We start from the raw sequence: 12,441 nt of genomic DNA, 5'->3' as shown, positions 1-12,441 counted from the left end.
CATGAGTAAGAAAAGACGGAATCGTCATAAAAAAGAAAACCAAGAACCGCGATTTGATTTTGATGAAGCAAAAGAGTTAACAGTTGGTCAAGCTATTCGTAAAAATGAAGAAGTGGAAGCAGGAGTCTTGCCTGAAGATTCCATTTTGGACAAGTATGTCAAGCAACACAAAGATGAAATTGAGGCAGATAAGTTTGAAACGCGTCAGTTTAGCAAGGATGATTTAGTTGAAAAAGAAGAGGTAGAGGAGACTCAGACTCTGGATAATTTGCTTCAAGAGCTTCGTGAGGAAACAGGAGTAACTTCTCCAGATCCAGAAGATGAATTGAATCAGTTTGATGATTTAGAATTAACACGAGTTTCAGAAGCTCCTCTTGTTGAAGAATTTGAGGCGGAAGAGGTACAATTAGTTGGAGCGGAAGAGGCCTTCACACGTTCTCGAGTTACAGATAGTGAAGATGGAAACAGTAAGAAGAAATGGGTGCTGTACGGTATTCTAGCAGCCTTAGTGGTTCTTATCCTTGGAACTGGTTATTATGTTTACCGTCAAGTGAATCGCTCAACAAAGGAAATTCAAACTTCTCAATCATCGTCTAGTGAGCAGAATATTCAGCCGATTTTAGAAGATTTCAATAGTCAATACGATGCCTTCTATACAGATAGCAACAAAACGGCTTTGAAAAATAGCCAGTTTGATAAACTGAGCCAACTTAAAACTTTGCTTGATAAGCTAGAAGGTAGTCGCGAACATACCCTTGCCAAATCGAAGTATGATAGTCTAGCAACTCAAATCAAGGCCATTCAAGATGTCAATGCACAATTTGAAAAACCAGCTATTGTTGATGGTGTTTTGGATACCAATGCCAAAGCCAAATCGGATGCTAAATTTACGGATATTAAAACTGGAAATACAGAACTTGATAAAGTTCTAGATAAGGCTATCAGCCTTGGTAAGAGCCAGCAAACAAGTGCTTCAAGCTCAAGTTCAAGTGAAACTAGCAGCTCAAGTTCTCGCCAAGCAAGTGAAAATACGACTAGTGAGACAAAACCAAGTAGTTCAAATACGGCATCAAATGAAACTAGAAGTTCTCATAGTGAAGTCAATATGGGTCTATCAAGTGCGGGTGTTTCTGTTCAAAGAAGTGCTAGTCGTGTTGCCTACAATCAATCTGCTATTGATGATAGCAATAATTCTGCCTGGGATTTCGCGGATGGTGTTTTGGAACAAATTTTAGCGACTTCACGCTCACGTGGTTATATCACTGGTAACCAATACATCCTTGAACGTGTCAATATCGTTAATGGCAATGGTTATTACAACCTCTACAAGCCAGATGGAACCTATCTCTTTACCCTTAACTGTAAGACAGGATACTTTGTTGGAAATGGTTCTGGACATGCGGATGCTTTGGACTACTAAGCAGTCGTTACAAAATTCTTTCTTTTCAAAAGTAAAAATGATAAAATAAAACAAATTAAACAAGAGGAGTGTCAAATGACAAAAGCTAACTTTGGTGTCGTAGGTATGGCCGTAATGGGTCGTAACCTTGCCCTTAATATTGAATCTCGTGGTTACACAGTTGCTATTTACAACCGTAGTAAAGAAAAAACTGAAGATGTAATTGCTTGCCATCCTGAAAAGAACTTTGTGCCAAGCTATGACGTGGAAAGTTTTGTGAACTCAATCGAAAAACCTCGTCGTATCATGCTCATGGTTCAAGCTGGACCTGGTACAGATGCTACTATCCAAGCCCTTCTTCCACACCTTGACAAGGGTGATATCTTGATTGATGGTGGAAACACTTTCTACAAAGATACAATCCGTCGTAATGAAGAATTGGCAAACTCAGGTATCAACTTTATCGGTACTGGAGTTTCTGGTGGTGAAAAAGGTGCCCTTGAAGGTCCGTCTATCATGCCTGGTGGACAAAAAGAGGCCTACGAATTGGTTGCGGATGTTCTTGAAGAAATCTCAGCTAAAGCACCAGAAGATGGCAAACCATGTGTGACTTACATCGGTCCTGATGGAGCTGGTCACTATGTGAAAATGGTTCACAACGGTATCGAGTATGGTGATATGCAATTGATCGCAGAAAGCTATGACTTGATGCAACACTTGTTAGGCCTTTCTGCAGAAGATATGGCTGAAATCTTTACTGAGTGGAATAAGGGTGAATTGGACAGCTACTTGATCGAAATCACAGCTGATATCTTGAGCCGTAAAGACGATGAAGGCCAAGATGGACCAATCGTAGACTACATCCTTGATGCTGCAGGTAACAAGGGAACTGGTAAATGGACTAGTCAATCATCACTTGACCTTGGTGTGCCATTGTCACTCATCACTGAGTCAGTATTTGCACGTTACATTTCAACTTACAAAGAAGAACGTGTACATGCTAGCAAGGTTCTTCCAAAACCAGCTGCCTTCAAATTTGAAGGAGACAAGGCTGAGTTGATTGAAAAGATTCGTCAAGCCCTTTACTTCTCAAAAATCATTTCATACGCACAAGGTTTTGCGCAATTGCGTGTAGCTTCTAAAGAAAACAACTGGAATTTGCCATTTGCAGATATCGCATCTATCTGGCGTGATGGCTGTATCATCCGTTCTCGTTTCTTGCAAAAGATTACAGATGCTTACAACCGTGATGCAGACCTTGCTAACCTTCTTTTGGATGAGTACTTCTTGGATGTTACTGCTAAGTACCAACAAGCAGTGCGTGATATCGTAGCTCTTGCTGTTCAAGCTGGTGTGCCAGTGCCAACTTTCTCAGCAGCGATTACTTACTTTGATAGCTACCGTTCAGCTGACCTTCCAGCTAACTTGATCCAAGCGCAACGTGACTACTTTGGTGCCCACACTTACCAACGTAAAGACAAAGAAGGAACATTCCACTACTCTTGGTATGACGAAAAATAAGTAGGTCTGCCATGGGGAAACGGATTTTATTACTTGAGAAAGAAAGAAATCTAGCTCATTTTTTAAGTTTGGAACTCCAAAAAGAGCAATACCGAGTTGATCAGGTTGAGGAGGGGCAAAAAGCCCTCTCCATGGCTCTTCAGACAGACTATGACTTGATTTTATTGAATGCTCAACTTGGGGATATGACAGCCCAGGATTTTGCAGATAAGCTAAGTCGGACTAAGCCAGCCTCAGTGATTATGGTCTTGGACCATCGCGAAGAATTGCAAGATCAGATTGAGACAATCCAACACTTTGCCGTTTCTTACATCTATAAGCCGGTTATTATTGAGAATCTGGTGGATCGTATTTCAGCGATTTTCCGAGGTCGGGACTTTATCGACCAACACTGTAGTCAGATGAAGGTTCCAACGTCTTACCGCAATCTGCGTATGGATGTAGAACATCATACCGTTTATCGTGGCGAGGAAATGATTGCTCTGACGCGCCGTGAGTATGACCTTTTGGCTACTCTTATGGGGAGCAAGAAAGTTCTGACTCGTGAGCAGTTGTTGGAAAGCGTCTGGAAGTATGAAAGTGCGACCGAAACAAATATCGTGGATGTCTATATCCGTTATCTACGTAGCAAGCTTGATGTAAAAGGTCAAAAAAGCTACATTAAAACCGTGCGTGGTGTCGGTTACACCATGCAAGAATAGAAAAGCAGTTGCAGTTTTGGAACTGCTTTTTATATGAGTTCTTTATATGTTGACATGCGATTTTGTATTTGCTACAATCAGTTATGGAGGATAGGTCTAATGAAAATAATAAAAAAATTGATGCCAATCGCATTAGCAGTCTTTTTCTTCGGTTTGCTAGCAACAAGTATAGTATTGGCGGATGATGCTGATTCAGAAGGCTGGCAATTTGTCCAAGAAAATGGTAGAACCTACTATAAGAAGGGTGAGATCAAAGAAAAGGCCTGGCGAGTGATTGATGGCAAGACCTATTATTTTGATCATGTATCAGGAGAAATGGTTGTCGGCTGGCAATATATCCCGTTTCCATCTAAAGGTAGTACAATTGGTCCTTACCCAAATGGTTTGAGATTAGAATCTATGCCAATGCCACAATGGTACTACTTTGGACAAGATGGTGTCTTACAAGAATTTGTTGGCAAGCAAGTTTTAGAGGCAAAAACTGCTACCAATACCAACAAACATCATGGGGAACAATATGATAGTCCAGCAGAGAAACGAGTCTATTATTTTGAAGATCAGCGTAGCTATCATACTTTAAAAACTGGTTGGGTTCATGATGAGGGACACTGGTATTATTTACAGAAGGATGGTGGCTTCGATGCTCGTATCAACAGTTTAACGGTTGGGGAGCTAGTGCGTGGTTGGACAAATGATAACTCAACTTGGTACTATCTAGATCCAACAACTGCTACAATGCAAACTGGTTGGAAACAACTTGGCAATAAGTGGTACTACCTCCGTTCATTAGGGGCTATGGCAACTGGTTGGTATCAGGAAGGCTCAACTTGGTATTATTTAGACCAGTCAAATGGAGATATGAAAACAGGCTGGCAATACCTCGGTAACAAGTGGTACTATCTCCGTTCATCAGGAGCTATGGCAACTGGCTGGTTCCAGGTCGGTAGTAAATGGTACTATGCTTATAGCTCAGGTGCCTTGGCAGTGAATACGACCGTAGATGGCTACTACGTCAACTATAATGGCGAATGGGTTCAATAATGAAAGAGGCGATTGTGAAGGAAACAATCGCTTTTTTTGTGAAAATATAATAGAATAGATAGGAGAGAATAAATACTTGTAGGAAAAAATAATACTCTTCGAAAATCAAATTCAAACCACGTCAGCGTCGCCTTACCGTACTCAAGTACAGCCTGCGGCTAGCTTCCTAGTTTGCTCTTTGATTTTCATTGAGTATGAGACGGCTTTTTCGTCTAGTAAAAGGAAAATATGACAAAAAAAGTTGGTGTCGGTCAGGCACATAGTAAGATTATTTTAATAGGGGAGCATGCGGTCGTTTACGGTTATCCTGCCATTTCTCTGCCTCTTTTGGAGGTGGAGGTGACTTGTAAGGTAGTTCCTGCTGACAGACCTTGGCGCCTCTATGAGGAGGATACCTTGTCCATGGCGGTGTATGCTTCACTTGAACATCTAAATATCAAGGATGCTTGCATTCGCTGTGAGATTGACTCGGCTATCCCTGAAAAACGGGGAATGGGTTCGTCAGCTGCTATCAGCATAGCGGCCATTCGTGCGGTATTTGACTACTATGAGGCTGATCTGCCTCATGATGTACTAGAAATCTTGGTCAATCGGGCGGAGATGATTGCCCATATGAATCCAAGTGGTTTGGATGCTAAGACCTGTCTCAGTGACCAACCTATTCGCTTTATTAAGAATGTAGGATTTACAGAGCTTGAGATGGATTTATCAGCTTATTTGGTAATTGCAGATACGGGCGTTTATGGTCATACTCGTGAAGCCATTCAAGTAGTTCAAAATAAGGGCAAGGATGCCCTACCGTTTTTGCATGCCTTAGGAGAATTGACCCAGAAGGCAGAGGATGCGATTTCACAAAAAGATGCTGAAGGACTGGGGCAAATCCTCAGTCAAGCGCATTTGCATTTAAAAGAAATTGGTGTTAGTAGTCCTGAGTCAGATTCTTTGGTTGAAACGGCTCTTAGCCATGGTGCTCTGGGTGCCAAGATGAGTGGTGGTGGGCTTGGAGGCTGTATCATAGCCTTGGCAGACAATTTGATACAAGCACAAGATCTAGCAGAAAGATTAGAAGAGAAAGGAGCTGTTCAGACATGGATAGAGAGCCTGTAACAGTACGTTCCTACGCAAATATTGCTATTATTAAATATTGGGGAAAGAAAAAAGAAAAAGAGATGGTGCCTGCTACTAGCAGTATCTCTCTGACTTTAGAAAATATGTACACAGAGACGACTTTGTCATCTCTACCGACGGATGCGACTGCTGATGCCTTTTATATCAACGGTCAGCTACAAAATGAGACTGAGCATGCCAAGATGAGTAAGATTATTGACCGTTACCGTCCAGTTGGAGAAGGCTTTGTCCGTATCGATACTCAAAATAATATGCCTACCGCAGCTGGCTTGTCATCAAGTTCTAGTGGTTTATCTGCCTTGGTCAAGGCTTGTAATGCTTATTTTCAGCTTGGATTGACTCGGAGCCAGTTGGCACAGGAGGCTAAGTTTGCATCAGGCTCTTCCTCTAGGAGTTTTTATGGACCACTAGGTGCTTGGGATAAGGATAGTGGAGAAATTTACCCTGTAGAGACAGACTTGAAACTAGCTATGATTATGTTGGTGCTAGAAGACAAGAAAAAACCAATTTCTAGCCGTGACGGTATGAAACTTTGTGTGGAAACTTCGACGACCTTTGATGATTGGGTGCGTCAGTCTGAGAAGGACTATCAGGATATGCTGGCTTATCTCAAGGAAAATGATTTTGCCAAGGTTGGGGAATTAACGGAGAAAAACGCTCTTGCTATGCACGCTACGACCAAAACTGCATCACCAGCCTTTTCTTATTTGACGGATGCAAGCTATGAAGCTATGGACTTTGTCCGTCAACTTCGCAAGCAAGGAGAAGCCTGCTACTTTACTATGGATGCTGGTCCCAATGTCAAAGTCCTCTGTCAGGAGAAAGACTTGGTACACCTCTCAGAAATCTTTGGTCAACGTTATCGCTTGATTGTGTCGAAAACAAAGGATTTGAGTCAAGATGATTGCTGTTAAAACTTGCGGAAAACTCTATTGGGCAGGTGAGTATGCTATTTTAGAGCCAGGACAGTTGGCCTTGATAAAAGCTATCCCCATCTATATGAGGGCTGAGACTGCTTTTTCTGATAGCTACCGCCTCTATTCAGATATGTTTGATTTCGCAGTGGATTTGACGCCAAATCCTGACTATAGCTTGATTCAAGAAACGATTGCTTTGATGAATGACTTCCTCGCTGATCGTGGGCAGACCTTGCGACCTTTTTCTTTGGAAATCCGAGGAAAAATGGAAAGAGAAGGGAAAAAGTTTGGTCTGGGTTCTAGCGGTAGCATCGTTGTCTTGGTTATCAAGGCTTTGCTGGCTCTGCATGATATTACGGTTGATCAGGAACTCTTGTTCAAGCTGGCTAGCGCGGTCTTGCTCAATCGAGGAGATAATGGTTCTATGGGAGACCTTGCCTGTATTGTGGCAGAGGAATTGGTTCTTTACCAGTCATTTGATCGCCAGAAGGTGGCTACTTGGTTGGAAGAAGAAAATTTGTCGACTGTTTTAGAGCGTGATTGGGGCTTTTCAATTTCACAAGTGAAACCAACTTTAGAATGTGATTTCCTTGTTGGATGGACCAAGGAAGTGGCTATATCGAGTCACATGGTCCAGCAAATCAAGCAAAATATCAATCAGAATTTTTTAAGTTCCTCAAAAGAAACGGTGTCCGCTTTAGTAGAAGCCTTGGAGCAGGGGGAATCAGAAAAAATTATCGAGCAAGTAGAAGTAGCCAGTAAGCTCTTAGAAAGCTTGAGCGCAGATATTTACACGCCTTCGCTCAGACAGTTGAAAGAAGCTAGTCAAGATTTGCAGGCTGTTGCCAAGAGTAGCGGTGCTGGTGGTGGCGACTGTGGCATTGCCTTGAGTTTTGATGTGCAATCAACTGAAACCCTAAAAAAACGTTGGACCGATCTGGGGATTGAGCTCTTATACCAAGAAAGGATAGGACATGACGACAAATCGTAAGGATGAGCACATCCGCTATGCCCTTGAGCAGAAAAGTTCCTATAATAGCTTTGATGAGGTGGAGTTGATTCATTCTTCCTTGCCTCTTTACGACCTGGATGAAATCGATCTGTCGACAGAGTTTGCTGGTCGAAAGTGGGATTTTCCTTTTTATATCAATGCCATGACAGGTGGGAGTGAAAAAGGTAAAGAAATTAATCAAAAATTAGCTCAGGTGGCGGAAGCCTGTGGTATTTTGTTTGTAACAGGCTCTTATAGCGCAGCCCTTAAAGATCCAACGGATGCCTCTTTTTCTGTCAAGTATGATCATCCAAATCTCCTTCTTGGAACCAATATTGGATTGGATAAGCCGGTTGAACTTGGTTTGCAGACTGTGACGGAGATGAATCCTTTACTTTTACAAGTGCATGTCAATGTTATGCAGGAATTGCTCATGCCTGAGGGAGAAAGGAAGTTCAGAAGTTGGCAATCGCATCTGGCAGACTATAGCAAGCAAATCCCTGTTCCTATTGTTCTAAAGGAAGTGGGCTTTGGAATGGATGTGAAGACCATCGAGAGAGCCTATGAATTGGGCGTTCGAACCTTTGACCTGTCAGGTCGTGGTGGCACCAGCTTTGCTTATATCGAAAATCGTCGCAGTGGCCAGCGTGATTACCTTAATCAATGGGGGCAATCTACCATGCAGGCTCTTCTCAATGCCCAAGACTGGAAAGACAAGGTTGAACTCTTGGTCAGTGGTGGCGTTCGGAATCCGCTGGATATGATTAAGTGCTTGGTCTTTGGAGCCAAGGCTGTGGGATTGTCACGAACCGTTCTAGAGTTGGTTGAAACCTATTCAGTCGAAGAAGTGATTGACATTGTCCAAGGCTGGAAAGACGATCTGCGTTTGATTATGTGTGCCCTTAATTGTACCACCATAGCAGATTTACAAAAAGTAGATTATCTTCTCTACGGAAAATTAAAAGAAGCAAAGGAACGGATGAAAAAGGCGTAACCATCGCCTTTTTTCCATCTTCAGACCGAGGTGACTTTTTTGAATTGTGATAAAATAGAAGGGAGAGGATGAACCTATGAGAAAATTTAAAATCTTTTTATTTATCGAAGCCTGTCTTTTGACGGGAGCTCTGATTTTGATGGTGTCAGAGCATTTTTCACGTTTTCTGCTGATTCTATTCCTCTTTTTACTTTTGATTCGCTATTATACTGGTAAAGAGGGCAATAACCTTCTTTTGGTTGCGGCAACCATTCTCTTCTTTTTCATCGTCATGCTCAACCCCTTTGTGATTTTAGCTATTTTTGTTGCGGTCATATACAGCCTCTTTCTTCTTTATCCGATGATGAACCAGGAAAAAGAGCAGACCAATTTGGTTTTTGAAGAGGTGGTAACGGTTAAGAAGGAGAAAAATCGTTGGTTTGGCAATCTCCATCATTTTTCAAGCTACCAGACTTGCCAGTTTGATGATATCAATCTCTTTCGTCTCATGGGCAAGGATACCATTCATCTGGAGAGGGTCATCCTAACCAATCATGATAATGTCATTATTCTCAGAAAGATGGTAGGAACAACCAAAATCATTGTACCTGTAGATGTGGAAGTCAGTCTCAGCGTTAATTGTCTCTATGGTGATTTGACTTTTTTCAACCAGCCCAAGCGAGCCCTCCGCAATGAACACTATCATCAAGAAACAAGAGACTATCTTAAGAGTAACAAGAGTGTCAAGATTTTCTTGACCACTATGATTGGCGATGTGGAGGTGGTCAGAGGATGAAAAAACAAGCTTATGTTATCATTGCCCTCACCTCCTTCCTGTTTGTCTTATTTCTCTCCCACAGCTTGTTGGAAATTCTTGATTTTGACTGGTCTATTTTCCTGCATAATGTTGAAAAAACAGAAAAATTTGTCTTTTTGTTGTTGGTATTCAGCTTGTCCATGACCTGTCTTTTAGCCCTGTTTTGGCGAGGTGTGGAAGAGCTTTCTCTAAGAAAAATTCAGGTCAATCTCAAGCGTTTGTTGGCAGGGCAAGAAGTGGTTCAGGTTGCAGATCCAGATTTGGATGCCAGTTTCAAGTCCTTGTCAGGGAAACTTAACCTCTTGACAGAGGCTCTTCAAAAAGCTGAAAATCACAGTCTTACTCAGGAAGAGGAAATCATCGAGAAAGAACGAAAGCGGATTGCTCGGGATTTGCACGATACGGTTAGTCAGGAGTTGTTTGCGGCCCACATGATTTTGTCAGGTGTCAGCCAGCAGGCTTTGAAACTGGATAGAGAAAAGATGCAGACCCAGTTGCAGAGTGTCACAGCCATTTTAGAAACAGCTCAGAAGGACTTGAGAGTCTTGCTCCTGCATTTGCGCCCAGTTGAATTGGAACAGAAGAGCTTGATAGAAGGGATTCAAATTCTTCTAAAAGAGCTTGAGGACAAGAGTGATCTCAAGGTTAGTCTTAAGCAAAATGTATCTAAATTGCCTAAGAAAATCGAGGAGCATATCTTCCGTATTCTGCAAGAATTGATCAGCAATACCCTCCGCCATGCCCAGGCCTCTTGTCTGGATGTCTATCTCTATCAGACGGATCTTGAATTGCAGCTGAAGGTGGTGGACAATGGGATTGGTTTCCAGTTAGGGAGTTTAGACGACTTGAGTTATGGACTGCGGAATATCAAGGAGCGAGTCGAAGATATGGCAGGAACGGTTCAACTCTTGACAGCTCCCAAGCAAGGTCTGGCGGTTGATATCCGTATTCCCCTGTTAGATAATGAGTTATAAAGGAGTAGAGATGAAAATTTTACTAGTAGATGACCATGAAATGGTCCGATTGGGCTTGAAAAGCTACTTTGACCTCCAAGATGATGTAGAAGTTGTAGGTGAGGCTGCCAACGGATCTCAAGGCATTGACTTGGCCTTGGAACTGCGTCCAGATGTCATTGTCATGGATATCGTCATGCCTGAGATGAATGGAATTGACGCGACCTTGGCCATCCTCAAAGAATGGCCTGAAGCCAAGATTTTGATTGTGACCTCTTACTTAGACAATGAAAAAATCATGCCTGTCTTAAATGCTGGTGCTAGGGGCTATATGCTCAAGACTTCAAGTGCGGATGAATTGCTGCACGCTGTTCGTAAGGTAGCTACTGGGGAGCTGGCCATTGAGCAAGAGGTCAGTAAGAAGGTCGAATACCACCGCAATCATATAGAACTACATGAGGACTTAACTGCGCGTGAGCGAGATGTGCTTCAACTCATCGCCAAGGGCTACGAAAATCAGCGCATCGCAGACGAACTTTTTATCTCTCTCAAGACGGTCAAGACTCATGTGTCCAATATCCTAGCCAAGCTGGAGGTCAGCGATCGCACCCAGGCAGCAGTTTATGCCTTTCAGCATCACTTGGTGGGGCAGGAAGATTTTTAATTGTTATATAAGAATAATATTGGAGAAATGGCTGAGCTTAGTATCAAAGAAGCGAGCAAGTACCTCTAGCACGATAAAATATTTTTTTCACAATGTTTTATGTTATTTGTTGACATTCATTTTATAGGGGAGTAAAATGAAGCTAAAGATAACTAAAGTAATGTAGTATTTATCAAAGGATATAAAAAATCCAAAAGGAGGTTAGAATCATGTCTCCGTAAATTATCAAAATAAGGTCACTAGAGCGTTAAGGAATTTTGAAGAAAGGATTTTTGTCATGAAAAAATATATTACTTATGCAGCTTTATTACTTACTTCAGGAGCTTTGTTATCAACTACTTATGTAGTTAATGCAGAAACTACAACGTCTACCACTAAAGTGACTACATCACAAACAACTTCACAGTATACAAGCGAGAAAGAAGCAATTGATCAACTTGTTAAAGAAGGTAAAATTAAGGTTGAAGATGCAGAACAAGTTAAGTTGGTAGGATTTTCTCCTAGAGAATTAACGCAAGTAGAAGGCGATCAAGAAAAAATAGCATTTAATCAAAATAGAGATGATAAAGGAACCTGGATGATAACAGATGGTCGCTGGTGGTTCAAATATACTTCAGGTGGGTATGCTAAACATTGGGAATTCTTAGATAAGAAATGGTATTATTTTGATGATCAAGGTTGGATGAAATCAAATGAGTGGATTAACCCAGATGGTAATTGGTACTATCTTTCAAATGACGGTTCCATGCTAACTGATTATAATAGAGTTAATGGGAAACCTTATTTCTTCAGATCTAACGGTGTTTGCGTAGAAAATAAAGGTCAGGCAATTGCTGAGTATGCAGAGACATTTGTAGATAAAATCCCATATGTTGGGGGTTGGGCAGACTTGAATAAGGGTGTAGATTGCTCAGGATTTACACATGCCATATATAAAAACTTTGACATTTACTTAGGAACTGATACTAGATCTCAATTTAAGCAAGGAATTGATGTAACTGGTAATGAAAAACCTGGAGATTTAATTTTCTTTAATAATCTTGAACATGTGGGAATTAATATTGGCGGTAACCAAGTGGTTCACGCAAATTATGTAAGAAAATTTGTAAACATAACTAACAATGAATACATTGGATCTATTGACGGAGCTAGACGAGTTTGGTAACAATAAAATTTAAATGTCATAAATAATTTGTTACTAATTGGAGGAAACGGCTATGAAAAAATCTAAACTACTTACACTTGGTTTGCTTGCAGGTGCTGGCCTACTTTTATCTATCAACCAAGCACAGGCTGCAGATACATGGGTAAAAAATGGTTCTGACTGGAATCTTTC

12 protein-coding genes and 1 pseudogene are annotated in these 12,441 nt (G+C 41.5%); all 13 read left to right on the top strand.

All coding sequences use genetic code 11. The annotated features are described in order from the left end of the window. Position 1 precedes the first annotated feature (1 nt). A complete protein-coding gene (gene mapZ / locus B7700_RS07375) occupies positions 2–1,420 on the top strand; it encodes a cell division site-positioning protein MapZ (protein WP_084888119.1) in 1,419 nt (472 codons plus the stop codon). Between the two features lie 75 nt (positions 1,421–1,495). Next, positions 1,496–2,920 carry an NADP-dependent phosphogluconate dehydrogenase gene (gene gndA, locus B7700_RS07370; RefSeq protein ID WP_000158778.1) on the top strand — a complete coding sequence of 475 codons (1,425 nt, stop codon included), beginning with the start codon at positions 1,496–1,498 and terminating at the stop codon, positions 2,918–2,920. Positions 2,921–2,931: 11 nt separating this feature from the next. After that, complete coding sequence (locus B7700_RS07365) at positions 2,932–3,621, top strand: response regulator transcription factor (RefSeq protein WP_024056976.1); 690 nt, start codon at positions 2,932–2,934, stop codon at positions 3,619–3,621. A gap of 99 nt (positions 3,622–3,720) precedes the next feature. Further along, entirely contained in the window at positions 3,721–4,662 is a 942-nt protein-coding gene (locus B7700_RS07360; protein WP_049544769.1) for an N-acetylmuramoyl-L-alanine amidase family protein, read from the top strand. Between the two features lie 228 nt (positions 4,663–4,890). Further along, positions 4,891–5,769 (top strand): mevalonate kinase, encoded by an 879-nt coding sequence (gene mvk, locus B7700_RS07350; RefSeq protein ID WP_084888117.1) that lies wholly within the window; start codon positions 4,891–4,893, stop codon positions 5,767–5,769. Further along, complete coding sequence (mvaD, locus tag B7700_RS07345) at positions 5,751–6,704, top strand: diphosphomevalonate decarboxylase (protein WP_084888115.1); 954 nt, start codon at positions 5,751–5,753, stop codon at positions 6,702–6,704. Before mvk ends, mvaD begins: the two co-directional genes overlap by 19 nt. Then, positions 6,691–7,698, top strand: coding sequence for a phosphomevalonate kinase (locus B7700_RS07340; protein WP_084888113.1), 1,008 nt, complete (start codon positions 6,691–6,693; stop codon positions 7,696–7,698). The genes mvaD and B7700_RS07340 overlap by 14 nt, the downstream gene beginning before the upstream one ends. Next, on the top strand, positions 7,682–8,692 hold the full coding sequence (gene fni, locus B7700_RS07335) for a type 2 isopentenyl-diphosphate Delta-isomerase (RefSeq protein ID WP_084888111.1): 1,011 nt from the start codon (positions 7,682–7,684) through the stop codon (positions 8,690–8,692). The genes B7700_RS07340 and fni overlap by 17 nt, the downstream gene beginning before the upstream one ends. A 76-nt stretch (positions 8,693–8,768) precedes the next feature. Continuing rightward, a complete protein-coding gene (gene liaF / locus B7700_RS07330) occupies positions 8,769–9,467 on the top strand; it encodes a cell wall-active antibiotics response protein LiaF (RefSeq protein ID WP_084888109.1) in 699 nt (232 codons plus the stop codon). Beyond that, on the top strand, positions 9,464–10,462 hold the full coding sequence (locus B7700_RS07325) for an envelope stress sensor histidine kinase LiaS (RefSeq protein WP_084888107.1): 999 nt from the start codon (positions 9,464–9,466) through the stop codon (positions 10,460–10,462). Before liaF ends, B7700_RS07325 begins: the two co-directional genes overlap by 4 nt. A 10-nt stretch (positions 10,463–10,472) precedes the next feature. Beyond that, positions 10,473–11,105, top strand: a complete 633-nt coding sequence (locus B7700_RS07320; RefSeq protein WP_084888105.1) for a response regulator transcription factor — start codon at positions 10,473–10,475, stop codon at positions 11,103–11,105. A gap of 277 nt (positions 11,106–11,382) precedes the next feature. Then, on the top strand, positions 11,383–12,270 hold the full coding sequence (locus B7700_RS07315) for a C40 family peptidase (protein ID WP_060627601.1): 888 nt from the start codon (positions 11,383–11,385) through the stop codon (positions 12,268–12,270). A 52-nt stretch (positions 12,271–12,322) separates the two neighbouring features. After that, positions 12,323–12,441 (top strand): annotated as a pseudogene (locus B7700_RS11330) (N-acetylmuramoyl-L-alanine amidase family protein); the annotation flags it as partial.

It is taken from the genome of Streptococcus mitis (assembly GCF_002096755.1).
In the GTDB taxonomy this organism is placed as follows: domain Bacteria; phylum Bacillota; class Bacilli; order Lactobacillales; family Streptococcaceae; genus Streptococcus; species Streptococcus mitis_AC.
The sequence above is the reverse complement of the archived record's forward strand: the minus strand, read 5'-3'. Positions and strand labels throughout refer to the sequence as shown.

Coding starts and splice junctions, on each gene's coding strand:
- mapZ (WP_084888119.1), top strand. CDS start 2: ATGAGTAAGAAAAGACGGAATCGTCATAAAAAAGAAAACCAAGAACCG.
- gndA (WP_000158778.1), top strand. CDS start 1,496: ATGACAAAAGCTAACTTTGGTGTCGTAGGTATGGCCGTAATGGGTCGT.
- B7700_RS07365 (WP_024056976.1), top strand. CDS start 2,932: ATGGGGAAACGGATTTTATTACTTGAGAAAGAAAGAAATCTAGCTCAT.
- B7700_RS07360 (WP_049544769.1), top strand. CDS start 3,721: ATGAAAATAATAAAAAAATTGATGCCAATCGCATTAGCAGTCTTTTTC.
- mvk (WP_084888117.1), top strand. CDS start 4,891: ATGACAAAAAAAGTTGGTGTCGGTCAGGCACATAGTAAGATTATTTTA.
- mvaD (WP_084888115.1), top strand. CDS start 5,751: ATGGATAGAGAGCCTGTAACAGTACGTTCCTACGCAAATATTGCTATT.
- B7700_RS07340 (WP_084888113.1), top strand. CDS start 6,691: ATGATTGCTGTTAAAACTTGCGGAAAACTCTATTGGGCAGGTGAGTAT.
- fni (WP_084888111.1), top strand. CDS start 7,682: ATGACGACAAATCGTAAGGATGAGCACATCCGCTATGCCCTTGAGCAG.
- liaF (WP_084888109.1), top strand. CDS start 8,769: ATGAGAAAATTTAAAATCTTTTTATTTATCGAAGCCTGTCTTTTGACG.
- B7700_RS07325 (WP_084888107.1), top strand. CDS start 9,464: ATGAAAAAACAAGCTTATGTTATCATTGCCCTCACCTCCTTCCTGTTT.
- B7700_RS07320 (WP_084888105.1), top strand. CDS start 10,473: ATGAAAATTTTACTAGTAGATGACCATGAAATGGTCCGATTGGGCTTG.
- B7700_RS07315 (WP_060627601.1), top strand. CDS start 11,383: ATGAAAAAATATATTACTTATGCAGCTTTATTACTTACTTCAGGAGCT.